General features: G+C 59.5%; 18 protein-coding genes. 9 read left to right on the forward strand and 9 right to left on the reverse strand.

Annotated features, from left to right (window positions below):
• Positions 1-49: 49 nt before the first annotated feature.
• Positions 50-721 carry a DUF3313 domain-containing protein gene (locus tag MOQ67_RS15755; protein WP_026139938.1) on the forward strand — a complete coding sequence of 224 codons (672 nt, stop codon included), beginning with the start codon at positions 50-52 and terminating at the stop codon, positions 719-721.
• A gap of 13 nt (positions 722-734) precedes the next feature.
• Here the strand turns inward: MOQ67_RS15755 and MOQ67_RS15760 are convergent, their stop codons facing one another.
• The 3 genes from MOQ67_RS15760 to MOQ67_RS15770 all read right to left on the reverse strand — a co-directional run bounded on the left by MOQ67_RS15760 (position 735) and on the right by MOQ67_RS15770 (position 4,069).
• Complete coding sequence (locus MOQ67_RS15760; RefSeq protein WP_017846277.1) at positions 735-2,135, reverse strand: DUF1254 domain-containing protein; 1,401 nt, start codon at positions 2,133-2,135, stop codon at positions 735-737.
• A 164-nt stretch (positions 2,136-2,299) separates the two neighbouring features.
• Positions 2,300-2,665, reverse strand: coding sequence for a response regulator (locus tag MOQ67_RS15765; RefSeq protein ID WP_198718188.1), 366 nt, complete (start codon positions 2,663-2,665; stop codon positions 2,300-2,302).
• A gap of 147 nt (positions 2,666-2,812) precedes the next feature.
• Positions 2,813-4,069, reverse strand: coding sequence for a hypothetical protein (locus MOQ67_RS15770; RefSeq protein WP_198718189.1), 1,257 nt, complete (start codon positions 4,067-4,069; stop codon positions 2,813-2,815).
• 47 nt (positions 4,070-4,116) lie between these two features.
• Between MOQ67_RS15770 and tnpB the strand changes: the two genes are divergently transcribed.
• From tnpB to MOQ67_RS15785, 3 genes are read left to right on the forward strand one after another with little or no spacing between them, the layout of a single operon-like run.
• Complete coding sequence (tnpB, locus tag MOQ67_RS15775) at positions 4,117-4,479, forward strand: IS66 family insertion sequence element accessory protein TnpB (protein ID WP_232925431.1); 363 nt, start codon at positions 4,117-4,119, stop codon at positions 4,477-4,479.
• Between the two features lie 18 nt (positions 4,480-4,497).
• Positions 4,498-6,000, forward strand: coding sequence for an IS66 family transposase (gene tnpC / locus MOQ67_RS15780; RefSeq protein ID WP_102619022.1), 1,503 nt, complete (start codon positions 4,498-4,500; stop codon positions 5,998-6,000).
• Positions 5,997-6,305: a hypothetical protein gene (locus MOQ67_RS15785; RefSeq protein ID WP_104903687.1), complete on the forward strand. Its 309-nt coding sequence runs from the start codon at positions 5,997-5,999 to the stop codon at positions 6,303-6,305. Before tnpC ends, MOQ67_RS15785 begins: the two co-directional genes overlap by 4 nt.
• A 91-nt stretch (positions 6,306-6,396) precedes the next feature.
• On the opposite strand, the gene MOQ67_RS15790 is transcribed toward MOQ67_RS15785, so the two are convergent.
• Positions 6,397-8,817 (reverse strand): hypothetical protein, encoded by a 2,421-nt coding sequence (locus MOQ67_RS15790; protein WP_198718030.1) that lies wholly within the window; start codon positions 8,815-8,817, stop codon positions 6,397-6,399.
• Between the two features lie 278 nt (positions 8,818-9,095).
• Between MOQ67_RS15790 and MOQ67_RS15795 the strand changes: the two genes are divergently transcribed.
• The 5 genes from MOQ67_RS15795 (at position 9,096) to MOQ67_RS15815 (ending at position 15,663) form a co-directional block, all read left to right on the forward strand.
• Positions 9,096-12,593: a response regulator gene (locus MOQ67_RS15795; RefSeq protein WP_193040683.1), complete on the forward strand. Its 3,498-nt coding sequence runs from the start codon at positions 9,096-9,098 to the stop codon at positions 12,591-12,593.
• Complete coding sequence (locus MOQ67_RS15800; protein WP_169884331.1) at positions 12,594-13,424, forward strand: CheR family methyltransferase; 831 nt, start codon at positions 12,594-12,596, stop codon at positions 13,422-13,424.
• A complete protein-coding gene (locus tag MOQ67_RS15805) occupies positions 13,421-14,020 on the forward strand; it encodes a chemotaxis protein CheB (RefSeq protein WP_017846272.1) in 600 nt (199 codons plus the stop codon). Before MOQ67_RS15800 ends, MOQ67_RS15805 begins: the two co-directional genes overlap by 4 nt.
• Positions 14,014-15,207, forward strand: a complete 1,194-nt coding sequence (locus MOQ67_RS15810) for a hybrid sensor histidine kinase/response regulator (protein ID WP_198718031.1) — start codon at positions 14,014-14,016, stop codon at positions 15,205-15,207. Before MOQ67_RS15805 ends, MOQ67_RS15810 begins: the two co-directional genes overlap by 7 nt.
• A gap of 78 nt (positions 15,208-15,285) precedes the next feature.
• Positions 15,286-15,663, forward strand: coding sequence for a response regulator (locus tag MOQ67_RS15815; RefSeq protein ID WP_017846270.1), 378 nt, complete (start codon positions 15,286-15,288; stop codon positions 15,661-15,663).
• Between the two features lie 50 nt (positions 15,664-15,713).
• On the opposite strand, the gene MOQ67_RS15820 is transcribed toward MOQ67_RS15815, so the two are convergent.
• The 5 genes from MOQ67_RS15820 to MOQ67_RS15840 all read right to left on the reverse strand — a co-directional run bounded on the left by MOQ67_RS15820 (position 15,714) and on the right by MOQ67_RS15840 (position 25,968).
• Positions 15,714-20,477: a hypothetical protein gene (locus MOQ67_RS15820; RefSeq protein ID WP_198718032.1), complete on the reverse strand. Its 4,764-nt coding sequence runs from the start codon at positions 20,475-20,477 to the stop codon at positions 15,714-15,716.
• A 111-nt stretch (positions 20,478-20,588) separates the two neighbouring features.
• Entirely contained in the window at positions 20,589-22,298 is a 1,710-nt protein-coding gene (locus MOQ67_RS15825; RefSeq protein WP_198718033.1) for an ATP-binding protein, read from the reverse strand.
• The gene (locus tag MOQ67_RS15830) at positions 22,295-23,797 is read right to left on the reverse strand and encodes an ATPase domain-containing protein (RefSeq protein WP_026139937.1); all 1,503 of its coding nucleotides are present in this window, start codon (positions 23,795-23,797) and stop codon (positions 22,295-22,297) included. The genes MOQ67_RS15825 and MOQ67_RS15830 overlap by 4 nt, the downstream gene beginning before the upstream one ends.
• 142 nt (positions 23,798-23,939) lie before the next feature.
• Complete coding sequence (locus MOQ67_RS15835) at positions 23,940-24,998, reverse strand: tetratricopeptide repeat protein (protein ID WP_017846266.1); 1,059 nt, start codon at positions 24,996-24,998, stop codon at positions 23,940-23,942.
• Between the two features lie 76 nt (positions 24,999-25,074).
• Positions 25,075-25,968, reverse strand: a complete 894-nt coding sequence (locus MOQ67_RS15840; protein WP_198718034.1) for a bestrophin family protein — start codon at positions 25,966-25,968, stop codon at positions 25,075-25,077.
• Positions 25,969-26,091: the final 123 nt, after the last annotated feature.

The raw sequence follows: 26,091 nt of genomic DNA on the forward strand, positions 1-26,091 counted from the left end.
CTATACCTACAGCTCAACGTTCTGATGATGACTGCCAAGGAGTTCGATGATGAAACTAAGGCTAATGATCAGCACGCTCTGCATCGCCACGATCGGGATGGTGGGCTGTGCCAGCCAAGTCACGCAACCGGATGAGTATTCAGGATTCCTGTCCGATTACAGCCGCCTCAAGCCGGCCAAGTCGCCTTCGGGCGTCGAGGTGCTGCGTTGGGTCGATCCGAAACTGGATATGAGCCGCTACAACGCGGTGTATATCGAACCGACGCAGTTTTACCCCAGGCCCCAAGCCACCGCGAAAATTCCTGAGAGCACGTTGCGTGGCATCAATGACTACTTCAACCAGGCCCTCAAGCGCGAAGTCGGCAAGTCATTGCCCCTTGCCCAAGGGCCCGGCGCCGGAGTGTTAGTGGTGCGTGCGGCGATTACGGCAGTCAGCAGCAAAACCCAGGGCCTGAAACCTTATGAGTTCGTGCCGGTCGCCCTGGTGGCCGCTGCGGTGAGTAGCGGCACCGGCATCCGCGACCAGGACACGGTGCTGGGCACCGAGGCGCAGTTTCTTGACGGCGCCAACGGCAAGGTGGTTGCGGAGGTAGTACGCAAGGGCACCGGCAAGCCGCTGGAAAACGACTCGCAGGTGATGACGCCCAATGACGTGAAAAGCGTGATCGACGGTTGGGCGTCGGATTTGCATCAGTCGTATCTGAAACTGAAAAAGCGGTAAGTCGCTTGCCGTATCACTTCAGTGGCGTCAGCGGCGGCAGCTTCCACTGGCCGTTGTTCGCCTCGGGTTTGGGCAGGTACAGGCGCAACACCGCGTAGAACGGGCCGGGCGGTGCCGGCAACCAGTTGCTCTGTTCGGCTTTTGGCGGTTCGTGGTGTTGCAGCGCCAGGGTCAGGCCGCCATCGGCGTCCAGTTTGAGGTTGGGTAACATCCGCGAATTGATCACATAGCGCTTTTTGTGGTTGGGCACCAGCAACTTGGTCTTGGCGTTGTACAGGGTCAGTGACCAGAAGGCGTCGACCGGCGGCAGTTGGTCCTTGGCGAAGTGGACGGTGTAGCTATGGCGCGCGCCGTTGGCGGGCTTGCCTTCACTGTCGACGACGTAATTGAAGTAGGTGGCTTCATCAGCAGAGTTGCCGAAAAGCCCCACCTCGGCACCGGCATAGCGGTACAGGTCGTTGTTTTTCAGGTGATCGCGGTTGCCGAACAGGTCGCCTATGGCGACCTGCTGGGTGTCGAGTTTGTCTTTTTTGAACGCCGCGAACTCAGCCTTGGCGTCGGCGATCCCGTCTTCCAGCGCTTTACGCTGTTCGGCGCTCAACTGGTTGACCTTGAACGGCGCGCCCGGTGCGATGCCGATGGTGGCAAAGCGTGCGAGCTGGTCTTTCTCGCTGTCCTGGGGGGCAGCGAAGGCGAGCATGAAGTTCAAGTAGCGAAACAGTTGCGGGCCTTCGGTCATGTTGGCCAGCGGCTTGGGCCAATCGATCTTCGGCGCTTTGGCCGGGGCGGCTTGTTTCACATAGCTGCTGAGCGACTGCACTTTGTAGCCATTCTGGATCTGCTTGACCTTGTTCAGGTCCTTTTCATCAAACAACTGCGTGCGGTACAGCGCATAAGCGAGGTTACTTTCGCTATACACCACACGATCCACATCGACCGGCTGCTGACCTTTCCAGTCGGGCCCGGCGATCATGTAGTGGCCGCCATTGTTGCCGGTGCTGCGCGTGCCCAGGTACGCGAAGTTATGCGTATAGAGGTCGACCAGTTGCACCGAGTAATAGCGGTTGTCTTCGATCTTGGGCAGCGTCAGCACCAGCGGCTCGCTACGCAGGTCCATCCAGACGAAGGAGTAGGGCGTGTCGGGGTTCGGCGTGGCCAGTGTGGTGTCTTTGGGGGTGAAGACCTGGGCGGTGTTGCCGATATGGTTGAACGGTGCCTTGAAGTTGACGCCGCCCTTGTCGACCGCCTGGGTATAGAGCGTTTTGTACATTTCCACGACCGGGTAACCATACAAATAGGCTTCCTTGGCGATTGCCCGAGCCTCAGAGGGGGTGGCCGTGAAGTCGGCCCAGGCACCAGAGCTCATGAGTATCGAGAGGCTCGCCAACAGCAGGCGCGTCGGTTTTCCAATCATTTTGTTGCGTCCTTCCAGAGGGCTTGTGAGGAGTACTATTGAATGGTGTGGCAAAGCGGCGAGTTTCCAACTTTATTGGCCGAACGTCACGTTAATCCCGGTATGACGTACAGCTTGACGTAAAAATGCCGCCTCTGTGGGCGGCATTGGACAAAAACGCAACGTCAGGCTGCGTCAAGCATTTGCTTAACCTTATTGCGCAATTGATCGATGGAGAACGGCTTGGTGATCGATTGCATGCCCGGCTGAACCTCGATGCTCTCGGGATAACCACTGGCAAACAGGACCGGCAGTTGCGGGCGCAGTTTACGCGCCTGGGTGGCCAAGTCCCGGCCGTTCATATCGGGCAGGCCGACATCGGTCATCATCAGATCAATGACTTCATTTGTGTTCTCTACGAATTCAAGCGCCGATTTGGCGTCTTCAGCCTCCAGCACACGGAACCCCAGCTCTTCGAGTACATCGACGATCAGCATACGCACAATGGAGTCGTCTTCGACTACGAGAATGGTTGAGGTGGGTGCCGACATAGTGAACATTCCTGAAAAAGTGAAGGTGCTGGGCGCGACAGGTCTAAAGGCAATCCACTAGTGAGTAGCGACAAGGCCAGCAAGTTCCGAAAAATTGCTGGCATTGTGAGCTTCGCGCCGGAGAATGTCGCGTCAGGGGCGGAAAAACTACAACGGGACCGACGCGATACGGTGGACCTGTGCGGAATCGCGGTAGAACTGCATGTCACCGGACTCAAAATAACTCACTTGATACTCAGGCGTGCCCGGATTCGTACCGTAAGCCCGATGCTGAAACGGGCTGGTGCCGCGGTTCAGGGTACGTTCCAGGCCATTTTTCATGGCCTCGGCCGAGTCAAATTGGGCCATCCCGAAATTCGGATCGAAGTAGAACCAGACGGGTTTGTCGTCACGCACCATGACACCGGCCAGCAGGGCGTGATCCTTCGTTGCAATCCTCAGGCTCCTTGGCGGGCTCGCATCGGTCAGCTCGGTGGCGATCTGATGATAGGGAATCTGCCTGGGCTGCTTGCCCATATGAAAGGTATCCACGTGTTTGACTGCTTCATGAAACGACCTGAGGGTGCGGATGAACTGCGTCGCCACAGGGTCCCGTGGATCGGCGGCCGCCTTGAACATATTGCCCAGGTAGGTCGTCTCTTGGCCCGATTGCATGGACAATGCCAGGGTATTGGCGATACCCGCACATTCGCCTGGTGAAGCCAGATTGACTTGGCTGAGGTAAAACTCCTGGGGCATCGGGGTCAAGGTGCCGCCGACGGCGTGGATATCCCGCTGGAACAGGGTAAAGCCTTCCTGGATCAGTCTGACTTTCTTGCGTTCGATCTGTTTGACCAGCGTGCCGACGTCTTCGGCGCCCAGCCACCCACGGGAGACCAGCATCTGAAGCTCGAGAATCGTTGAGTCTGACGAGAAGCCCGGCACCTTGTGCGGGTCACCGTTCGCATAGCCGGCGTTGAAGTCGGAAACCTTCTCGGGGCGTTGCGCGCGTTTCAACTCGTTTTCGAACTCTTTGGGTGCATATTGACCGAGTACGGTCGGCGGGCCCTCCGGCGACTGTATTTCGCCCGCCAGCTTCTTGTAGAGCCAGTCGGTGAAGCTCTGGTTGATCTGCCCCTTCGCCGACACCGTGGTGGGTGCGAAGCCCTGGAGTGGCCCGCCGTAGGCGCGCATTTTTTCCGCGTCGAAGGCATACCATTGGCCATTTTTCAGCACCGCGGCACCGTCGATACTGTGTTCGCCGATCTTCACGGTGCCTGTGGCGACGACGCCATGCTCGTTGCTGGCGGCTTTGAGCAGGTCGTAACGGCCCGACGCGCCACGCAATGCGTTCACACCTTGCGCGCCTTTGGCGCCGAGGAACTTGGTAAGCGATCCATCACCTACACATTCAAAGCCGCCCATTGAAGCCTGATGCTGTGCTCCCGATCTCTTTACGGAGCCAGCACCTCATGATGCGTCCCGACGCCAAAGTCGAAAAAGTCTACCTCTACCCCAAGCCCGTGGATTTTCGAAAATCCATCGACGGCCTCGCCGCCCTGGTCGAGCTGGATATCAAGGTGGCGGTATTCGACCCGGTACTTTTTGTTTTTCTAAATCGCCCCCGTAACCGGGTGAAAATCCTTTACTTGCGGGAGCGCAATGGCTTTTGCCTTTGGCTCAAGCGCCTGGAGTCCGAGCGTTTCAAAACCTCGTCCGACGCGACTGACGAAGCCATCGTATTGAGCGTCCAGGAACTGAACTGGCTGCTTGACGGTTTTGACCTGTGGCGCAACCGTCCGCATCAGGTTTTGACGCCGCGATTTGTTGCTTGATTGGGTATAATCCGGGCCATGACTTCGATGCCCGACAACCATCCCGATGACCCGGCTGCGCTCAAGCAATTACTTGCTCAGATGCAGTCGAAAGTCGCTCTTCTTGAAGAGGAAAATGCACTGCTTCGTCAGCGCCTGTTCGGACGAAAATCTGAGCAAACCGTTGATCCGATGACACCACAGCTGCCGTTGTTCAATGAAGCTGAAAGTATCGCCACGCCAGTGCCCGTTGATGCTGAGGAAGAAGTTGTCGCCCCGACCAAACGCCGTGGCAAACGCAAGCCTCTACCCGCTAACTTGCCACGAATCGAAGTCATCCACGAACTCCCCGAACACGAACTGACCTGCATTTGCGGCTGCCGCAAACATACCATCGGCGAAGAAACCAGCGAACAGCTGGAGATCGTGCCGATGCAGATCCGGGTGATCAAACACATCCGCAAGGTCTATGGCTGCCGTGGTTGTGAAACTGCACCGGTCACCGCCGACAAACCCGCGCAACTGATCGAAAAAAGCATGGCCAGCCCCAGCGTGTTGGCCATGTTGCTGACCGCCAAGTATGTCGATGGCCTGCCGCTGCACCGTTTCGAAAAAGTCCTCGCTCGCCACGGTGTCGATATCCCGCGTCAAACCCTGGCGCGCTGGGTGATCCAGTGCTGCGAACACTTCCAACCGCTGTTGAATCTGATGCGTGATCGGTTACTGGAAAGTCCGATTGTTCACTGCGATGAAACGCGAGTGCAGGTGCTCAAAGAGCCAGGTCGAGACCCGACCAGCCAATCCTGGATGTGGGTACAAGCCAGCGGCCCACCGGCGCGACCAATCCTTCTTTTTGACTACACCACCAGTCGAGCGCAGGAGGTGCCGTTGCGGCTGCTCGGCGACTATCGTGGCTATTTGATGACTGACGATTACGCCGGCTATAACGCCTTGGCCGCACAGCCGAGTGTCGAGCGTTTGGCTTGTATGGCCCATGTACGGCGCAAGTTTGTCGATGCGCAGAAAGTGCAGCCCAAGGGTAAAACCGGTCGGGCCGATGTTGCGCTGACGATGATCAACAAGTTGTACGGTATCGAACGTGATTTGAAAGAAATGACGGATGAGCAGCGCTTTGCCGGTCGCCAGGAAAAGAGCTTGCCGGTGCTCGCGCAGTTGAAAAGCTGGCTGGAGAAAACTCAGCCGCAAGTCGCATCGCAAAGTGCTCTCGGCAAGGCGCTCAGTTATCTGGGTAGCAACTGGAGCCGGCTGGAACGTTACGTGGAGGCCGGTTTTTTACCGATCGACAACAATGCCGCCGAAAGAGCGATAAAGCCGTTTGTCATAGGGCGCAAGGCATGGTTATTCAGCGATACGCCCAAGGGCGCCACCGCCAGTGCGCAGATCTACAGTCTGGTCGAAACGGCTAAAGCCAACGGCCAGGAGCCCTATACGTGGCTGCGCCACGTACTGGAGCGATTACCGCAGGCTGAATCAGTTGAAGATGTTGAGGCGTTACTCCCCTGGAATTGGAGGGCATCATGAGTATCAACATTGATCATCTGAGCGTCGATGAGTTAGTGACATTGAATCATCACATTATCGAACGGCTGAAGATGTTGGAGTCATTGGAGGCTCATAAATCGATGATGCAGTTCCATCCGGGAGCACGGGTAAGCTTCGATTCACCCAATGGTGAGCGCCTGTCCGGTACCGTCATGAAGTTCAACCGCAAAACCGTCACAGTGGTAACCGACACCGGCCAGCGCTGGAATATTTCGCCGCACTTACTGTCACCGATCAAAAACGTACAGGCAGGGATGGTGGTGGATATCAGGCCGAAAAAATGAAGTAACTGTGCCGAGAATCGTCTCCGCGCCAGCATGATTTGATTCCTCCCCACCTCAGGCGCCGTCTGTTTGGATAGGTGGGGTTTATGGATCAGTTACGGAACTTGAGCCCGCCACCGGCCAGGCGGGCCCCGCCAACCGCCAGGTCGCCTGCGCCGCTCAGCGGGTTGAATGCGCCGAACGTGGCCATGCCGATGACTTTGGCCGACCGTGCCACCTTGGTCGCGGCCGAAACGGTGGTCCCTGCGATCTTGACCACTTTTCCGGCCGCACCCACACCCGCCGTCACGATGCCGAACGCGTCCAGGCTCAGATCGATCAAGCCTTCAGCAATGTTGCCGTTGCGGAAGTGGTTGATCGCGGAGCGCAAAGGGACAAGGTCCAACAGGAAGTTTTCAATCATGTCGGACCGGTTCCGAATATTGTCGTCGGTGGTGAGGCCACGCGCCTGTTGCTTGATCGCCGGATCATCGAGGTTGATATGTTCAACGAAGGCATCGGCGATCAGTTGGACGCGGGGCGAGGCGAAGGTATCGCTGGGTGAATCGCCAGGCGGTGTCTGCTCTGTATCAAGCGTGGCTTGACCGGCGCTGGGGGTGAACACCTTTGTTTCGGAGACGATATTCGCCTTCCGTGAAGAGCCAGGCTGTGCCTGCCACTGCGGAATACTGCGGATAGCGCCGGCGTTGAAGTCGATCTCATAGGCCGTGGTCACCCCACCGCGCTCGATCCTTACCAGTAGTTCTTCGCCTTTGGGCAGCTCGGTTTTGTCACTGAACAAACCCAGCCCAAGTTTATGGGCGTGATTTTGATAAAAAGTGACGTTGCCATATTCAAAGTTTTTTCGGTCGTCTGCCGGCAACTGGCTGATCAAGTGCTTGATATACGTGCCGACCGCGCTCTTCTTTTCCTCGATCACCTGCTTGAATTGCGACTCGAACGCCGTGGCCACCCCAAACTCGGGATTGGCGTTCAACGCCCCCACGGGGATACGGCTGTCACGGGAGCCGTAGACCGCGTCGGGTCCAACGTCCATCATCGCGACATCCAGCAGCGAGTGCAGGCCTGGCACCTGATTTCTACGCCGGATATCCCCGCCCGGCATATGGGTGACGCGAATCAAGGGTTCTTCGAACAGCGCCTCCTTGTCGGGAAAGCGTTGTTTCAGCTCGGCCAATGCCATCGCTTTACGGGACGGGATGTCTTTGTCGAAGGCCTCTGAGGCGGCCAGCATCACGGACTGGCGTTCGCTGAAGCGAGTCACCAGGTTGTTCAGTTCATCGGACGCGTACAGATGCTCGGCTTTTTTCTCCAGCAGGCCATTGGCCGTGCCCCAATCGATCAAGGCGTTACGTTGAGCGGTGTTCGTCATGTTCACGTCTGCGCCGCTGGCGTGTTCGGCTTCCAGCATGACCGCGGCGAAACTCATATTGGCGACCCGGCCGGGTATGTGCGCGTCGACCATCGTCGCGGCGATTGCGAGGTTGACCCAGGCCGGGCTGCCAAAGGTCACGCTGTCGGGAATGTCCTTGACCAGAAATACCGGCGCACGACCCGCCAGCAGCAGCTGGGCGGCTGCGCCAGCCAGTTCTGGGCTGGTTTTACCCTGAGCCACCAGGTGTTGGCGCAGGGCATCGACGATTTGGGCGGCCGACTTGCCCCTGAGTGAGTCGTCGGCCAGGTCGAAGCCGGCCACGTTGTTGCGTTGGGGGACGGTGATGGACTCTGGGTCCAGCTGCAGTATCACGGCCGCGAGCAGGTAATCGAGGCTGCTGCTATCGGTGGCAATGCCCTGCATCTGTTCCTGAAGCGCGTGGCCCAATGATTGTGCTTCTGGCGAACTGACAAGGGCGTTCAACGTCGCGCCCGGGCTCGTCAGCGCTTCGGCCACGAGAGGGTTTCGATGCCGCAGGAACTCCAGTACTCCGCCAGTGGTGTGCTTGAGCGGCTGTTTTTGCCCAAGAGGGTCGGTGTAATCCAGGGTGCGGGTGCGCAAGCGTTGTTGCTCATCGGCGCTCAAGGGCACCGGCCAGCTGAGGGCGCCGCCCAGGTTACCCAACGGGTGCGCCTGGGATCGGACGGCCATGGCGTCCGACAGCCCGGTCAGGGATAAATGGCTATAGGGTGAAAGCAATCCTCCCTGGCGATTGATAAAGCTATCCACGCTGGTGCTGCCGCCGACTTCGCTGTGATAAACCGAGTCGGGGTGAACGTCCATCGGCGTGGTCTTGAGGGCTGCCTGCACGGCCGGGGTGGAGGCGTCAGGCCCAAGCCGCAGGGCGATTTCGTTGAGTTTGTCGGCAAGTGTTTTGAGGTTGTGATAATGCCCCAGCTTCGCCTTGAGGCTGGCGCTTTGCGCGACGGTGACGCTGGCTGGCGGCTGCACCGTTGGCGCGGGCGAATCGTGGCTGGGGACGGGTGTCAACGTCGGCGGTGTAGCGGCGGGTATTGCGGGTGGCGTGGAGAGCGGCATCAATGAAACGCTGGGGAGGGTTTGCAAGGAAATAGTCATACGAGCACCGTTTTGTTGAACAGAAGGTGAGCGCCTTTCTCGCGGAGTTTCCTTATTCCCAAGACGCTTTAGTCTGTGGAAAGGCTGATCAACCAGGTTCCGGTTCAGCACGGGCGGAGTGTGAGCAACTGAAACTGTGACGGGATGTGGGCGGTGTTCAGGGGGCCGTTGCCCGATTACGGCGTTTCGGGTTGCAGCGGTTTATGGCAGAAAAATAGCGTTCAACCGCAACTTTGGGGCAAACTCCCGGTTTTTCCGCATTTGGCCAAGGCATGCCCATGACTCCCGCGTCGATCGTCGATGAAAAGAGCTTTCGTAAGCTGTTGAGCCGCAACGTCGCACTGCCCCTCGGTGTAGGTGTGCTCAGCGCGGTGTTTTTTGTGTGCCTGATCACTTATTTGTTGTCGGTGATCCAGTGGGTAGAGCACACCGACCGGGTCATCAATAACCTCAACGAAACGTCCAAGCTGACGGTTGACCTGGAAACCGGCATGCGCGGCTTCCTGATCACCGGCGACGAGCATTTCCTCGACCCCTATGAAGTGGCCAAGCCGCGGATCATTGCTGACTTACACAATTTGCAGGAACTGGCGGCGGACAACCCCCAGCAGGTAGATCGCCTCAAGCGCCTGGAAAGCCTGCAACTGGAGTGGAACAACTACGCCCAGTCGATGATTGATATGCAGCGCGAGAACGGCGACTACCGCAGCGCGGTGAAAGCCGGCCGGGGTAAACGCCTGACCGATGAGATTCGCAATGAATACGACGACGCGGTGGCGATGGAGCAACAGTTCCGGATTACCCGCAACGCGGAAGTCACCCGTACCACCCTCATCAGCGTCACCCTGTACTTGGTGTTCGTGCTGGGGCTGAGCGGCTTTCTGGCTTACATTGGTCGTAAAAATCTACTAGCACTTTCAGATAGTTACAGTGCGAACTTCGCGTCGCAACAGAAGATCGCACTGCGTCTGGAGCAACAAGCTTGGCTGCGCAATGGCCAGACCGAACTGGCCGAACAGGTGCTCGGTCAACTGACCCTGAACATGTTGGGGCGCAATATCCTGCAGTTCTTTGCCCAGTACATGGGCTCGGTGGTGGCGGCGCTGTATGTGCGTGAAGAGCACGGCGGCCTCAAGCGCGTGGCCGCCTATGGTTTCTCCCGCGAGCAGGAGCAGCAGGAGCAGGCGATCTACAGCGACGAAGGCATCGTGGGGCAGGCCGCCCAGCTCGGTCGCCTGATTCGCCTGGACGACGTGCCGGTGGATTACTTCAAAGTGAGTTCCGGCCTGGGCGAAGGCACGACCCGTAGCGTGCTGGTGGTGCCGACCAGCGATGACGACCGGATCAACGGCGTGATCGAACTGGGTTTCCTGCGCCCGCTGCAGGAGCGCGACATCGAACTGCTGGAACTCATCGCCGGCAATATCGGTACCTCCATCGAAGCCGCCCGCTATCGCCAGCGCTTGCAGGAAGTGCTGGCCGAGACCCAGCAGCTCAACGAAGAGCTGCAAGTGCAGCAGGAAGAGCTCAAGACCGCCAACGAAGAGTTGGAAGAGCAATCGCGCATCCTCAAGGAGTCCCAGGCCCACCTGGAAACGCAACAGGCGGAACTTGAGCAGACCAACGAGCAATTGGCCGAGCAGACGCTTACCCTGGCCGAGCAGCGCGATGCCATGGACCGCAAGAACGTCGAGCTCAACCAGGCCCAGCTTGAGCTGGAAGACCGCGCTGACGAGTTGCAACGCTCGAGCAAGTACAAATCAGAATTCCTCGCCAACATGTCCCACGAACTGCGCACGCCGCTGAACAGCTCGCTGATCCTGGCCAAGTTGCTGGCGGAGAACCCTCAGGAAAACCTCAGCGCCGAGCAAGTCAAGTTTGCCGAGTCGATCTATTCCGCCGGCAATGACCTGCTCAACCTGATCAACGACATCCTCGATATCTCCAAGGTCGAAGCCGGCAAGCTGGAAATGCGCCCGGAAAACTCCAGCGTGGCGCGCCTGGTCGATGGCCTGCGCGGGATGTTCGAGCCGCTGGCGGCCGATCGCAAGCTGGGGTTCCAGGTGCAGGTGCAGGAAGGTACGCCGACCATGCTCTTTACCGATCGCCAGCGCCTGGAGCAGATTCTCAAGAACCTGCTGTCCAACGCGGTCAAGTTCACCGAGCAGGGCCAGGTCAGCCTGTCGGTGTCCCGCGCGCCGGGGGAGGGTGTTGCCTTTACCGTGCGCGATTCCGGGATAGGCATCGCCCCGGACCAGCAGGAGAGCATCTTCGAAGCCTTCCGTCAGGCCGATGGCACCACCAATCGCCGGTATGGCGGCACCGGCCTGGGCTTGTCGATTTCCCGCGACCTGGCCGCGTTGCTCGGCGGCTATATCAGCGTCACCAGCGAACCCGGCAAGGGCAGCACGTTCACCCTGGTCATCCCGGAGCAGTACGTCGAACGCGAGGAAGACGCTGCGCCTATCGAGCAACCGCGCCAGGTGATTGCCGCCCCGGCGCCCAAGCCCATCGCGGTCTCGCCCCTGCCGGTGGCCGATGCCACACAGATCCCGCGCTTTGCCGACGACCGTGAGAAAGCGCCGTTCGCCACGCGCTGCATCCTGGTGGTGGAAGACGAACCGAACTTCGCGCGCATCCTGTTCGACCTCGCCCATGAGTTGGGCTACCACTGCCTGGTAGCCCATGGCGCGGATGAGGGTTACAGCCTGGCCGAGGAGTACATCCCCGACGCGATCCTGCTCGACATGCGCCTGCCGGACCATTCCGGGCTGACGGTGCTGCAACGCCTCAAGGAACACGCCAATACCCGCCACATCCCGGTGCATGTGATCTCCGTGGAAGACCGCGTCGAAGCCGCCATGCACATGGGCGCCATCGGTTACGCGGTGAAACCTACCACCCGCGAAGAGCTCAAGGAGATATTCACGCGCCTGGAAGCCAAGCTGACCCAGAAGGTCAAGCGCGTGCTGCTGGTGGAAGACGATGACCTGCAGCGCGAGAGCATTGCCCGCCTGATCGGCGACGATGACATCGAGATCACCGCCGTCGGCTTTGCCCAGGAAGCCCTCGACCTGCTGCGCACGAACATCTACGACTGCATGATCATCGACCTCAAGTTGCCCGACATGCTCGGCAACGAGCTGCTCAAGCGCATGGCCACCGAGGATATCTGCTCGTTCCCGCCGGTGATCGTCTACACCGGGCGCAACCTGACCCGCGACGAAGAGGCCGAGCTGCGCAAGTATTCGCGCTCGATCATCATCAAGGGCGCCCGTTCGCCGGAGCGCCTGCTCGACGAAGTCACACTCTTTTTGCACAAAGTCGAATCGCAGCTGTCCCATGAACGCCAGAAGATGCTCAAGACCGCGCGCAGCCGCGACAAGGTCTTCGAAGGGCGCAAGATTCTGTTGGTGGACGACGATGTGCGCAACATCTTCGCCCTGACCAGCGCCCTGGAGCACAAAGGCGCCGTGGTGGTGATCGGGCGTAACGGCCATGAAGCCATCGCCAGGCTCAATGAAGTCGATGATATCGACTTGGTGCTGATGGACGTGATGATGCCGGAAATGGACGGTTACGAGGCCACCGCCCTGATCCGCCAGGACCCGCGCTGGAAGAAGCTGCCGATCATCGCCGTGACGGCCAAGGCCATGAAGGACGATCAGGAGCGTTGCCTGGCGGCCGGCTCCAACGATTACCTGGCCAAGCCGATTGACCTGGATCGCCTGTTCTCGCTGATTCGCGTCTGGTTACCGAAGATGGAACGTATTTAAGTGGAACGCAGTTTTTTGGAAAAAAGCAGTGATATTGAGCTGCGCCTGCTGATTGAGGCGATCTACCTCAAGTACAGCTATGACTTTCGCGACTACTCCGGTGCGTCGGTCAAACGCCGTGTGGCCCACGCCCTGCGCCAGTTTGAATGCGCGACGATTTCGGCGTTGCAGGAGCGCGTCCTGCACGATCCGGCAGCGTTCATGCAATTGCTGCAGTTTTTGACGATTCCGGTCAGCGAGATGTTTCGCGACCCGTCGCACTTCCTCGCGATCCGTCAGGAAGTGGTGCCGCTGCTCAAGACGTATCCGTCGATCAAGATCTGGATCGCCGGTTGCAGCACCGGGGAGGAGGTGTACTCCATGGCGATCCTGCTGCGCGAAGAAGGGCTGTTGGAACGCACCATCATCTACGCCACCGACATCAACCCGGCATCGCTGGATAAGGCCAAGCAGGGGATTTTTTCCCTGGAGAATGTGCGTGCCTATACCGCCAACTACCAGCAGGCCGGTGGGCAGCGTTCCTTTGCCGATTACTACACGGCGGCTTACGATCATGCGATCTTCGACAAGACGTTGCGCGAGAATGTCACGTTCGCCGATCACAGCTTGGCAACCGACAGTGTGTTCTCAGAAACTCAATTAATTTCATGTCGCAATGTATTGATTTACTTCAATAAAAAGTTGCAGGATCGGGCGTTTGGATTGTTCCATGAGTCGCTGTGTCATCGTGGCTTCCTGGTGCTGGGCAGCAAGGAAACCCTGGATTTTTCCGCCTACAACAAGCAATTCGAGCCCTTGGTCAAACAGGAACGGATCTACCGGAAATCATGAACGACGCTGCCGCCAACCCCATGTGTGGGATAGAAGCCATCGTCGTCGGCGCGTCCGCCGGCGGCGTTGAGGCGTTGCTGAGTATTTTTGGCGATCTGCCGCAGGCCTTCGGGCTGCCGATCATTGCCGTGCTGCACCTGCCGGACGAGCGCCGTAGCCAGTTGGCGGAAGTGTTTGCGCGACGTTTGCAGATTCCGGTACGCGAAGGGCAGGACAAGGAAGTGATCCAACCGGGCACCTTGTACTTCGCCAGCCCCGGCTATCATTTGTCGGTGGAGCATGACCGCAGCCTGTCTTTGAGCCAGGAAGACCGGGTACACCATTCCCGGCCCGCCATCGATTACCTGTTCGCCTCGGCCGGCGATGTCTACGGCAAGCGCCTGCTGGCCATACTGCTGACCGGTGCGAACCAGGACGGCGCCCAAGGGCTGGCCCACGTCAAGCAATCGGGCGGTATCACTGTCGTACAGGACCCCGACGAAGCACGAATTGCCGTGATGCCGCGGGCGGCCCTGGCCCTGCACACGCCTGACCATATTCTGACCTTGAGCCGCATTGCCTCATTGCTGGCTTCCCTGGAATCTTCCCCATGTTAAGTACTATCCAGGCCAAACTGCTGATCGTCGACGATCTGCCGGAAAACCTGCTGGCCCTCGAAGCGCTGATCAAGCGCGAGGACCGCCAGGTCTTCAAGGCCTTGAGCGCCGACGAGGCCTTGTCCCTGTTGCTGGAGCACGAGTTCGCCATGGCGATCCTCGATGTGCAGATGCCCGGCATGAACGGTTTCGAGTTGGCCGAGCTGATGCGCGGCACCGAAAAGACCAAGAACATCCCGATCGTATTCGTCAGCGCCGCCGGCCGCGAACTCAACTATGCCTTCAAGGGTTATGAAAGCGGGGCCGTGGACTTCCTGCACAAGCCGCTGGATATCCATGCGGTGAAGAGCAAGGTCAATGTGTTCGTCGACCTGTACCGCCAGAGCAAGGCGATGAAGCAGCAGGTGGAAGCGCTGGAGCGCAGCCGCCGCGAACAGGAGTTGCTGCTGACACGCCTGCAGGCCACTCAGGCTGAGTTGGAGCAGGCGGTACGCATGCGCGATGATTTCATGTCGATCGTCGCCCACGAAGTCCGCACGCCACTCAACGGGCTGATTCTCGAAACCCAACTGCGCAAGATGCACCTGGCCCGGGACAACGCCGCCGCGTTCACCCTGGACAAGATGCGCGCCATGGTCGACCGCGATGAGCGGCAGATCCAGAGCCTGATCCGGCTGATCGAAGACATGCTCGACGTGTCGCGCATCCGCACCGGCAAACTGTCGATTCGTCCGGCGCGCTTCGACCTCACGCAACTGGTGCGCAACCTGCTGGAAAACTTCGCGCCGCAAGTGGCCGCCGCCGAGTCGTCCATGCAACTGGAGGCGGAAGGTCCGGTGGAAGGCAACTGGGATGAATTCCGCATCGAGCAAGTGGTGTCCAACCTGCTGACCAACGCCTTGCGCTATGGGGCCAAGAGCCCGGTGGGCGTGCGGGTGTACAGCGAACACGGCGAAGCACGGCTGGAGGTGCGGGACCACGGGATCGGCATCAGCGCCGACAATCAGAAGCGCATTTTCCAGCAGTTCGAGCGCGTGTCCGCCAGCCATGTGGCCGCCGGTCTGGGCCTCGGGCTGTTTATTTCCGAACAGATCGTCGCGGCCCATGGCGGTACCATCGAGGTGGAGAGCCAGATAGGCGAGGGCGCCCTGTTCCGGGTGTGCCTGCCCCTGGACGCGTCGGCGTGAAAACAATCGTCACTTCGACGCAACCTCTGCGTGACTGCATGGTCGTAAGTGCAGCAATTGACCGGACAAAGGCTTCCCATGAGTGAAGATGCACAAGATGTCGTTCTGATCGTCGAGGACGACGAATCGATTATGTTTGTCCTGGATGAATACCTCAAAGGCCTGGGCTATCGGGTATTGAAGGCGATCAATGGAGAGCAGGCTTTTGAAATCCTCGCCAGTAAACCGCACCTGGACCTCATGGTGACGGACTATCGCCTGCCTGGCGGCGTCACCGGCGTGCAGATCGCCGAGCCGGCGGTGAAGTTGCGCCCGGAGCTGAAGGTGATTTTTATCAGTGGCTACCCGCAGGAAATTCGTGACTGCGACAGCCCGATCACACGCAAGGCGCCGATCCTGGCCAAGCCGTTTGACCTGGATACGCTGCAAGAACATATCCTGCGGTTGTTGGCGTGACACCTGCATGTGTCAGTCCAACAACCGCTGATGCCCCTGGCCGGTCAGGATTACCAGGCAAGCACCTCGGCCTTTGCATGTGAATCAAGTACCCGTGCGGGGTTGGTTCCCTCGAAGAGCTCAAACGATCCATCGGGTTTTATGTCAATACGGTTGGCCGTTGCGATCGTAGTGGACGCCGGGTATTTGTTTGCGATGTTGAACAGCACTTGTTCACCGGCGTCACCTTGTTTCAGAGCGATGCCTAATCCCGGAATGGTCCGGACATAATCGCCGCCCACATAAATCACTTTGCTTGTCTGGTCTAACGATCCCTCCAGTTGTTTCAGCACGCGCTGTTGTTCTGTCGTCGGCACGCCGCCTTGGAAGTGCATTAATGTTCGTTTCTGGTAGACACCCTCTTTCAAGTCGGTAAGCACCGCCAGGGCCGTACAATCACTGATGCCACGGGTGCTGATGATTGCGGTCGGGTCAGTGACGGTGACGTCCTTGTAATCCGACATAGCGATGTGGTGGGTCGGGGCGGGGGGCTTCAGGTGAGTAACCGTCGTCGGGATGGATTCTTCATAAAGCCGTTTGACCGGTCTGTCATGAAGACTCGCGGTGCTTATCCATGACTCGTGATGGTCGCTGATCTTGAATTCAAGTTTTTTGGGGTCATTGCTATAAGTTTTGTATTGGACCGGCAGCTTCTTGTCATTGAATATTTTTTCGAGACCACGCCTCATCATGGCCTCGCTTGAAAACTCGGCCACCCCAACATTCGGGTCGTAAAAGAAGAACGTTTTGCCGTCGCCATCCGGCACGGACCCGGCCACCATCGCGTGGCCGGGAGAGTCGATCATCACGGTCTTGCCCCCAGGCGCATTGGCCAGTTCCGTAATCATGTCCTGATACGTTACCTGGCGCTGTGGGTTACCGGCGTGAAACATGAACGGTGTACTGATGCTTTTTTGCACATCGTCTAATGTGCGAGCAAATACTCGCGACCCCTCAGCCCGCGGATTGGCAGCGGCAACGTACAGGTTGTCAATAAATACGCGTTCTTTTCCTTGCGCCTTGGCCGATGCGAACGTACGCGAGAGAGCGGCGCACTGCCCATCGGAAAGGTGGTTGACCTGGCTAAGGTAGATGGTCTGAGGTACGGGGGTGAACGTTCCTCCGACGGCATTTACGTGGGCGTTGAAATGCTGTGTGCCGTTGAGCCCGTGCTGGACAGCCAGCCTTTCCTGCTGGCGGACCAAGGTGCCCACCTCTTTTGCTGTTTTGTCCGGGCGTAGCGCCAGCTTCATCACGTCTTCTGATTTCATGCCCTTGGCATAGCCTTTAATCAGTTCCGGCGCGCCGTCCTCATAGCCACTCATAAATGCTGCGCTGGGCGTCACCCCATCGCCCTGGTAACGATCCAGTAGCTTTCCCCAGTCTTTTCGAATTTGAATCGACTCCGGCGAGAGCGCGCGCTGCGTGTTTTGCCACGCATGAAGCTCCTGAGTGCCGCCTCGTATTGACGGCTGGAAATCGTCCAGTGCTTTGCCAAACGGGCGTCGGGTCGTCGTATCAAAGGCATACCATTTACCGTCCTGAAGAACCGCGGCACCTTGCAAGGTCTCGCCGGACGTCTTGAAGGTACCCATCGCTGCTGCGTCGTATTGTTTGCTCGCGGCGACCAGGTCGTAGCCAGTGTGGGTGCCGCGTAGGTGCCGGATGTCTTGAATCGTGTCGGTGATGACGCGTTTACCGACGCTTGCCACGCCGCGACCGGTAGCGCGCAGTAAATCCGCCGCGCCGTCCAACGGATTAACCAGGCTGATCGCGCTCAACCCCAGGGTCTTTCCTATATGCAAGGCCTTGCTACCCGCAGACAGGGTCTTGGTTGCAACGTTAGCCAGTTTCCCTACGGTGGAGGCTCCAACGGTCATGATGCCAAACAGGTCGAGTGATAAGTCGATGATCCCTTCGCCGAGGTTGCCCTCCGTAAAATGCTTGATGGCTGACCGTAATGGGATCAGGTTTAGAAGCAACTCATTTAACTTTTTGTAAAAGGGTACCTCGGACTCAACCGTCGTCACCCCTCGAGCCTCGGCCTCCAGCGCGCCCCATACGCTGCTGACCTTGGCCACCGTGGCACCGATGGCCGCGCTCCGGGGGCTGGCGAAACTGTTCAACGGCCCGGCGGTGTCGGTGTTTTCTTGTAGCAGCTGTTGCCGTACCAGCGGGGAACCTTCATCGGGAATGGACAGTGTGACGGGGACCATGTCGGTATACGGCGTGTTGTTATCGCGCGGTTTTCCGTCTTCTATATGAGCCCCAGGCTGATAACCGGGCTGGAAATCGCCGAGGTCCCCGCGTTTAGCGAGTGTGTTCTTTTGGACATTCAGTTCATAGATATGGGCAATCCCGTCGCGCATCACTTTCAATAGCACAGGGTTGCCGTCGGCAGCCGGGACCCGGACGATACCGCTGAGCTGATGTTCGCCCTTGAACTCCTTGAAGATCGAAAGGCTTCCGTATTCGATATTCTGCCGGTCCTCCAGCGGCAACTGGGCGATCAGGTGCTTGACCTGCGTGGCGACGCTGCTGTCGAGGGCGCGACCAAACTGTTGGAACTCACTGACGAATTCCCTGCTGATATTTTTCAGGTTTTGCGTCTTGCTCAAGACCTCATCGAGGGTGAAGTTGGGCGTGTTGGCAGCAGAGCGTCCGGGGCCCCTGCGCGGTGGTGTGTAAGGCTCGATCACCCATTGATTGGGGTGTGACGCGTTGTTGTGCCTGGCCGGGTGGTAGGGCACATTGGGCGGGTTGTGCAGCATGTTCTCCATGTACAAGTCCAATATCGAATAGGGCCCGGGTCGATCTTTATCGTAAGTGTCCAGTACGATGCACTTCAGTTCCAGGCGCGCGTCATCGCCCAAAACTTCGCGCAGTTCGGCCAGGGCCATCTCCTTGCGAGACGCCGGCGCGGGCGTGCGCTGTGCTTCGGAAGCTGTTCGCAGTTCGCCGACCTGTTGGTTAAAGGCGTCGGCGATGGTTTGCATATCTGCAGGCGACGTCACACTTGTGACGATGCTGTTGGTCAGGCCCCATTCCTTGAGCGCGTCATGCTGGGCGACATATTCGATCTGACGCTGAGCCTGGGACACTGGAGCGATATCCGCGTACAGCATGACCTCGCCGTAACTCATGGTGGATGCCCGGCCCGGCGTCTCGGCTTCTATGCGCGCCACCGCGGTACTGAAGCTGACGTGGGCGGGGGAGCCGTGAGTGACCGTGGCCGGGATATCCTTGACCAGCAACTCCGGCGCCCTGGAGGCCAGTTTCAGGTTGGCCTGGATATTGGCTTTTTCCGGTGACGAAGCCTCTTTTGTGATGTAGTACAAATGGTCGGCCACACGCTGGGCCGTCTCTGATAAAGGCCTGCCTTTAAGCTGCTGGCCGGCCAGGTCAAAGCCTGAAATGTGCTTATGGGGCAAGGTTGCCTGGGTGAATGCGTCGGTGTAATTCAGGTTCAAGGCCGCCATTAACCAGTCATTGACGCTGCCTTTGACCGACAGTGTGTTGAACTTGGCCTGGATGGCCGCCCCCAGCGCCTGGCCCTTGGGCGATTGGATGATGCGGTCGAGCAGTTGCCGTGGGTTGCGAAGCTCGTGGGCTTCGACTGCTACACCTTGCATCAACGCTTCCAACACATTGCGGTTGCTCCCCAGGTTCAGGTCACCCACATTGCCGTGCTGCAAGAACGCCAACAGTTGGCGCTGGGTGTCCGTGTCAATCGGCTGCGGCCAGGACAGGGCGCCGCCGTAGTTACCATGGACGGGGCTTCGCGGTGTGGGGGTGAGGAGGAATCGCCTGAGGTTCTCCACGTCCTGTGCGGTGCCGGGTTTTTCAAAGCCGTGATATTCAAGAAAATCAGCCAGGCTAGCCACGCCTCCTTGCTGCACGCCTCGGTCCCGTTCGTATGAGGAGTGGGGGTTCAATTCGAAGGTGGTTTCACGCAGATACGCGGGGACCTGCGACAGCTGAAGGCTGCCTGAGGCAAGCACTGTCCCCAGATGCTTCAACAACACAGTCGCTTGGTGCCGGTTGTTGATGTTCCCCAGCAGCGTCTGCTGCTGCTCGAGTGCGTCCTCGCTGCGGGTTTCCTGGAGCCCAGGGAATACAGCGGGGTCAAGCGGGGCAAAGGTTTTATCGCGCTCCAGCTCGGCGGCGCGTTGCTGGAGTTCGGAAGGGGCGATTCGCGTCGGCTCTTTGTAGAACTGCCCAACCAGCCAGGCCGGCGCACGGTTGGCGCTCTCGGACGACGGAAGGGGAAACGGCCTGTTCCTGTCGGAGATGACCCCTCCGGCATCCATTAACGGCCCTCGCACCGCCGACCAGCGCTTGTCCTCGCTCGCACGCAACTGTAAGGGCGCATTGAGCGAAACATCCGGGGTTACACGGTAGGTGACTTGACCACTTTGCGGCAGAATTTTGATCGAGTCGGGCAGGGCTCTGACCGTGAGCCGCCAGTCGAGAAACTCCGGCGACCGAGCGGCATTGCCTAGTAACTTCCACCACTGGCCAAATGTTGAATCCGGCGGAATATCCACCATGATCGCGTTGTCGTGGGCGGGAACGCCGCTGAAGCCCTGCAATGCCTTGCCGTAGTTCTGCGCCAACGCACTGTCGCCCCTGGCCCGGGGGGAATCGCCAGGGGTAGAGAGGTGGGGGCTTTCGCGGTCAGGCTCTACAGCTACCTGCTCGACTGGCTCCAGCGTGTCGCTGGCAATGGAAGAATGCGGGGGAAAAGCGTGGGCAAGGCTGTTGGAAATCGTCATGGGTGGCGGCTCTATCATCAGGATTGAGGTCCACTGGGTGAAAATTCCAGGTCCCAGTGGTAATCCTTCGTACCCAAGCCCCTTGACCGATTCCATTTTCGAACCGTGGCTTTATTGCACCTTGTTGCCGGTCGCCTCCGCTTGGCTGGCGGCTGCGCGGATCATTTCCCTGACTTTCGCCGTCAAGAGATCAAACGTGAACGGCTTGGTAATCAACTGCATCCCAGGGTCCAGAAAACCACCGCGCACCGCCGCGTGTTCGGCATAGCCGGTGATAAATAGGACCTTGAGTTCCGGCCGAATCTGCCGGCCGATTTCCGCCAGTTGCCGGCCGTTCATGCCCGGCAGCCCGACGTCGCTGATCATCAGGTCAATGCGCTGGTCGGACTCGATGATCGGCAGTGCGGTGTTGGCATCGCTGGCCTCGACAAAGGCATAGCCCAGTTCTTTGAGCACCGCGCTGATCAGTACCCGTACCGCCGGGTCGTCCTCGACGATCAACACTGTTTCACCGGCATTGGCAAAGGGCAGCCGCGCGGGGTTGGCCGCTTCGGCCACGACCATTTCACCGACGAAACGCGGCAGGAACAGGCTGACGGTAGTGCCTTTTCCGACTTCGCTGTGGATCGTCACATGGCCACCGGATTGCCGTGCAAAGCCGTAAATCATCGACAGGCCGAGGCCGGTGCCCTGGCCGATCGGTTTGGTGGTGAAGAAAGGGTCAAAGACACGCCCCATAACACTTTCCGGGATACCGCAGCCGCTGTCGCTGACGCTCAACTCAACGTAGTCACCGGGTTGCAATGTGCCGTAGGCGGCGGTGAACACGCTGTCGAGATGGCGGTTGCTGGTTTCCACGGTGAGGTTGCCGCCGTTCGGCATGGCATCGCGTGCGTTGATCACCAGGTTGAGCAGCGCGCTTTCCAACTGGTTGGGGTCGGCTTCGGCGGTCCAGAGCGGGTCGCTGAGGCGCATGTCCAGCGCAATGCTTTCATTGATGCTGCGTTGCAACAGTTCGCCCATGGAGGTCACCAGTTGGTTGATCTCGACGGGTTTTGAATCCAGCGACTGCCGACGGGAGAATGCGAGCAGGCGGTGGGTAAGGCCGGCGGCCCGGTTGGCGGAGGTGACACCCAGGTCGATCAGGCTGTCCAGGTCATCCAGCTTGCCGCGGGAGACGCGCCTGCGCAGTAATTCCAGGCTGCCGATGATGCCGGTGAGCATGTTGTTGAAGTCATGGGCGATGCCGCCGGTCAACTGGCCGACGGCCTCCATCTTCTGCGATTGACGCAGCGCTTCTTCATTGCTGCGCAACTGCGCCGTGCGTTCTTCTACTTGCTGCTCGAGCGTCTCCAGCGTGCGTTGCAAGCGCAGTTCGCTTTCGCTCAGGTCGATCAGCCGGTCGCGCGCATCGTATTGTCGGCGTCGTCCGCGCAGTGCCGCCGTAACCAGGCTGATCAACGTCACAGGATGGAAAGGCCGCTCGAGGAAGGTGACATTGCCCAATAACCCGCTCAGGTGCGAGGAACCGTTCTGCTCGGCGCCGCCGTGATGGGTCATCAATACGATGGGCAAATCCGACCACGCAGGCTGTTGGTGCAAATACCCGAGCAGCGGCTCCAGATCGATGCCGCGCAAGGCTTCGGCAGCAATAATCAGCAGGCCGGCCCCTTCTTCCAGTGCGTTGCACAAGGCCGTCAGGCCCGTGGCGATCACGCCGCTGTACCCGGCCTCGTTGAGCATCATCAGCGCCAACGCGCCGTCGCGGCCCATCGGCGCAAGCACGATGGCGCGCTCGGAGACGGGCGATAGGCTCGTCACTGGCCCTCATCCTTGAGCAGAGGAGAGCCGGCGCCCATGTACGTGGGGATACCGCGCAGTACGCCCTGGAAATTATCGAGCGGCTCGCCGACAGTCATGCCCTGGCTGCTGATGCGGTACTCGCGAATGGTCGATTCATGGGCACCGGTGCGTTTCTTGATGATTGAAATGGCGCGGCGCACCTTGCCCAACGCTTCGAAATAGCGCAGCAGAATGACCGTGTCGGCGAGGTAGGTAATGTCGACGGGCGCCTGCATGTCACCGACCAGGCCGTGCTGGGCGACGGTCATGAACGTGGCGACGCCGCGGCGGTTGAGATACAGCAGCAGTTCGTGCATGTGCAGGATCAGCGCATTTTCTTCCGGCATGGCGGCCTGATAGCCGTTGATGCTGTCGATCACCACAGTCTTGATCCCGCGCTCATCCACGCAGCGCCGCACGCGGTGCGAGAACTCGCCGGGGGTCAACTCGGCCGCGTCGACTTGCTCGATCAGCAGGTTGCCGGTGGCTTGCAGCGCGGCGAGGTCGATGCCCATGTTTTTCATGCGCTCGAAGAGCAGGCCCAGTTCCTCATCGAAGATGAACAGCGCGGCTTTTTCGCCCCGCGCCACGGCGGCGGCGGCAAACACCATCGAGATCAGCGACTTGCCGGTGCCGGCGGGGCCGAGGATCAGGCTGCTGGAGCCGGTCTCGACTCCGCCGCCCATCAAGGCATCCATTTCGCGAATGCCGCTGCTCAGGGTCTCGCGCACATAGCCGCCGCGATGCTCGGCCGCCACCAGCCGCGGGAACACATGCACGCCATCGCCCATGATGGTGAAATCGTGGAAGCCGCCGCGGTACTTTTGGCCGCGGTACTTCACGACCCGCACGCGACGGCGTTCGGCGCCGTAATTGGGCGTCAGTTCTTCCAGGCGAATCACCCCGTGGGCGACGCTGTGTACGGTTTTGTCGAGGGATTCGGTGGTCAGGTCGTCGAGCAGCAACACCGTGGCGTCGTAACGCACGAAATAGTGCTTGATCGCCAGGATCTGTCGTCGATAACGCAGGGAACTTTGCGCCAGCAGGCGGATTTCGGAGAGGCTGTCGACCACCACGCGGGTCGGCTTGACCCGTTCCACCACTTCAAAGATCTGCCGCGTGGCCTCGCCCAGCTCCAGGTCGGAAGAGTACAACAGGCTTTGCTGCTGTTCGGCATTGAGCAGGCTTTCCGGCGGGGTCAGCTCGAAAATATGGATATTGTCATCCAGATCCCAGCCGTGGGATTTTGCGCCCTGGCGCAATTCACGCTCGGTTTCGGACAAGGTGATATAGAGCGAGCGTTCACCATTTTCTGCCCCTGCCTTCAGGAAGTGCAGGGCGACGGTGGTTTTGCCGGTCCCTGGTTCGCCTTCGAGCAGAAACAGATGGCTGCGGGACAAACCGCCGCAAAGAATGTCATCAAGACCTTCGATACCGGTGGCCGCCTTTTCGGATAACAGCGCGTTGGACATAGACAAGAAGTGCCCTCAGGTCACATACGAGTAAGGGGTGCGCGTTCGTTCGAGCGCGCTATACCTTCTTGACCCTGGCGTATGAGCGGGGTTCCACCTTTTCGTCTTTTGCGCGCAATGTCAGCGCCTGGGCGGCGATGCGGCGCGTCTACAGGCCCTGTTGCAGCGCCGGATCATCCGGGTTTTGTTGCTCCAACTGCGCCAGCAGCACCTGAACGTTCTGCAATTGACCGCTTTCTTTCCAGTAGCTGACCAGCAGCACCCGCGCCTTGCGATTGGCCGGGTGGCGCTGGATGATTTCTTCCAACTGGCGCTGGGCGGCTTCGAGTTCTTCCTGGGCGTGCAGGGTGGTGGCCAGGTCGTAACGGTAATCCTGATTGCTCGGTTCCAGTTCCACTGCCTTGGACAGGCCGAGCAAGGCGTAAGCACGCTCGCCATGGTGCAGCAACCACATGCCCAAGGCGTGTTGCAGGTACGCGGATTCGGGGTGCGCCGCGAGCTGGCGGGCCAGCAGTTGGCGGGACTCGTCGGTCTTGCCTTGTTTATCCAGCAGTTCGATTTGCGCAACCACGGCTTGCAGGTTGTCCGGCTGCAGGCGCATCGCTTGCTCCAGGGCGTTCTGCGCCTCCGGCAGCAGCGCGCTGTGGATGTACAGGCGCGCCAGCTGGAGCCAACCTTCGGCAGTTTCAGGTTGCGCCTTGAGCTTCTTCACGAACTCATCGAGTACCTGCTGCAAGGGCCCGAAATACAGGCCGAGGGTGTCGGGCGAAAGGCCGAGCAATGCGTTGGCGGCGGCAAAGCGCACGTCTTGTTGCGGATCGTCGAGCAACGGCCCGAGCAGCAGCGTGCGCTGGCCCGTGGGCACCAGGCCGACGATGCTGTGAATCGCTGCTTCACGCACCTGCGGCGAGTCATCGGCCAGGTCCTTGTCGGCGAGCTTCAGTGCCTGGGGGCTGGGGTAATTGGGCAGCTCGGCATGCAAGGCCACACGACGCTCGTCGGACAAGTCCGGCCGGGCCAGTTGCTGGTACAGCACGCGGGCGGCGCCCGGTTCGCCGTTGCGCGCCTGTTTCAAGGCTTTCGCGTAGCCATGGGCAATGGCGGGCGGCACGGCCACCGGGGTGGAACGGGAGAAATACCAGGTGATCAGCACAATCAACAACAGGGCGCACAGGCCGATGATGGAGTAACGGCGTGACTTTGACATGCAGGCGTCCGAGAGCTTAGGCAGCTAGGGCAAAGCTCTCAGCTTCGGTCAGACCACGGCGAGTGTCAAACCTGTATCAGGTCAGCACGTATTCCACCGGCTCCAGGGCAGGCGGCAAGGCCGTTTCGCCGAGGGCCGCCAGGATCTCGCGCTCCAGGGTCCGCACGATCGCGTTGCAGGGCAGGTCGTTCTCATCGAAGCCGAAGGGGTCCTCCAGGTCGTCGCCGATTTCGTCGAGGCCAAAGAAGGTGTAGCTGACGATTGCGGTGAACACCGGTGTCAGCCAGCCCAGCGGTTCGGCCATGGCAAACGGCAACAGAATGCAGAACAGGTAAATGGTGCGGTGCAGCAGCAGGGTGTAGGGGAAGGGCAGCGGTGTGCTTTTGATCCGCTCGCACGCTGCCTGCACCTGGGTCAGGCTGACCAGTCGGGTTTCCAGTTGGGTGTAGCGCCATTCACTGATCACGCCCCGTTCGGCCAGCCCGGAAAACCGCGCGCCGAGCTGTTGCAGGACCTGGTCCGGGAGGTTGGGATGGCCTGATTCGACGTCGATCCAGGGCTTCACCGCTCGCGCCTCATCTTCCAGGCGCAGGCGCGCGATCAATCCATGGACAAAGCCGCACAGGTCGCGCAGCAGCCCGGCCCGCTCCAGCGGGTCGCTGAATACCTGGGTTTCACGGATCAGTGAGCGCACTTCGATGGTCATCTGCCCGAGTTGCTTGCGGCCTTCCCACCAGCGGTCGTAGCAAGCGTTGTTGCGAAAACTCATGAAGATCGACAGCGACAGCCCGAGCAAGGTGAACGGCGTGGCATTGACCTTGGAGAAATACGCCGGGTGCAGGGTTTCCACCAGCACGATGACCGAGGCCAGCAACGTGACCAGCAGGCTGCGCAGGGCGATGCGCTTGGCGATCGAGCCCTTGAGCGAAAACAGAATGCCCAGCAGGTTGGGTTTGGGGCGAACGATCATCGGGGGGCTTCTTCGGTGGCGCAGGCCATCAGGTTAGAAGCTGGCGGCCGGCGCGTCCAATCGCTTGGGCCGACCGCTTGATCGGCGGGGTCTATGATCAAACGGCATTGGCCAAACCAGTCA

It is taken from the genome of Pseudomonas sp. LY-1 (assembly GCF_053502595.1).

Bases quoted from the DNA above. Each gene is read 5' to 3' on its own strand.
- MOQ67_RS15755 (WP_026139938.1), top strand. From the start codon at position 50: ATGAAACTAAGGCTAATGATCAGCACGCTCTGCATCGCCACGATCGGG.
- MOQ67_RS15760 (WP_017846277.1), bottom strand. From the start codon at position 2,135: ATGATTGGAAAACCGACGCGCCTGCTGTTGGCGAGCCTCTCGATACTC.
- MOQ67_RS15765 (WP_198718188.1), bottom strand. From the start codon at position 2,665: ATGTCGGCACCCACCTCAACCATTCTCGTAGTCGAAGACGACTCCATT.
- MOQ67_RS15770 (WP_198718189.1), bottom strand. From the start codon at position 4,069: ATGGGCGGCTTTGAATGTGTAGGTGATGGATCGCTTACCAAGTTCCTC.
- tnpB (WP_232925431.1), top strand. From the start codon at position 4,117: ATGATGCGTCCCGACGCCAAAGTCGAAAAAGTCTACCTCTACCCCAAG.
- tnpC (WP_102619022.1), top strand. From the start codon at position 4,498: ATGACTTCGATGCCCGACAACCATCCCGATGACCCGGCTGCGCTCAAG.
- MOQ67_RS15785 (WP_104903687.1), top strand. From the start codon at position 5,997: ATGAGTATCAACATTGATCATCTGAGCGTCGATGAGTTAGTGACATTG.
- MOQ67_RS15790 (WP_198718030.1), bottom strand. From the start codon at position 8,817: ATGACTATTTCCTTGCAAACCCTCCCCAGCGTTTCATTGATGCCGCTC.
- MOQ67_RS15795 (WP_193040683.1), top strand. From the start codon at position 9,096: ATGACTCCCGCGTCGATCGTCGATGAAAAGAGCTTTCGTAAGCTGTTG.
- MOQ67_RS15805 (WP_017846272.1), top strand. From the start codon at position 13,421: ATGAACGACGCTGCCGCCAACCCCATGTGTGGGATAGAAGCCATCGTC.
- MOQ67_RS15810 (WP_198718031.1), top strand. From the start codon at position 14,014: ATGTTAAGTACTATCCAGGCCAAACTGCTGATCGTCGACGATCTGCCG.
- MOQ67_RS15815 (WP_017846270.1), top strand. From the start codon at position 15,286: ATGAGTGAAGATGCACAAGATGTCGTTCTGATCGTCGAGGACGACGAA.
- MOQ67_RS15820 (WP_198718032.1), bottom strand. From the start codon at position 20,477: ATGACGATTTCCAACAGCCTTGCCCACGCTTTTCCCCCGCATTCTTCC.
- MOQ67_RS15835 (WP_017846266.1), bottom strand. From the start codon at position 24,998: ATGTCAAAGTCACGCCGTTACTCCATCATCGGCCTGTGCGCCCTGTTG.
- MOQ67_RS15840 (WP_198718034.1), bottom strand. From the start codon at position 25,968: ATGATCGTTCGCCCCAAACCCAACCTGCTGGGCATTCTGTTTTCGCTC.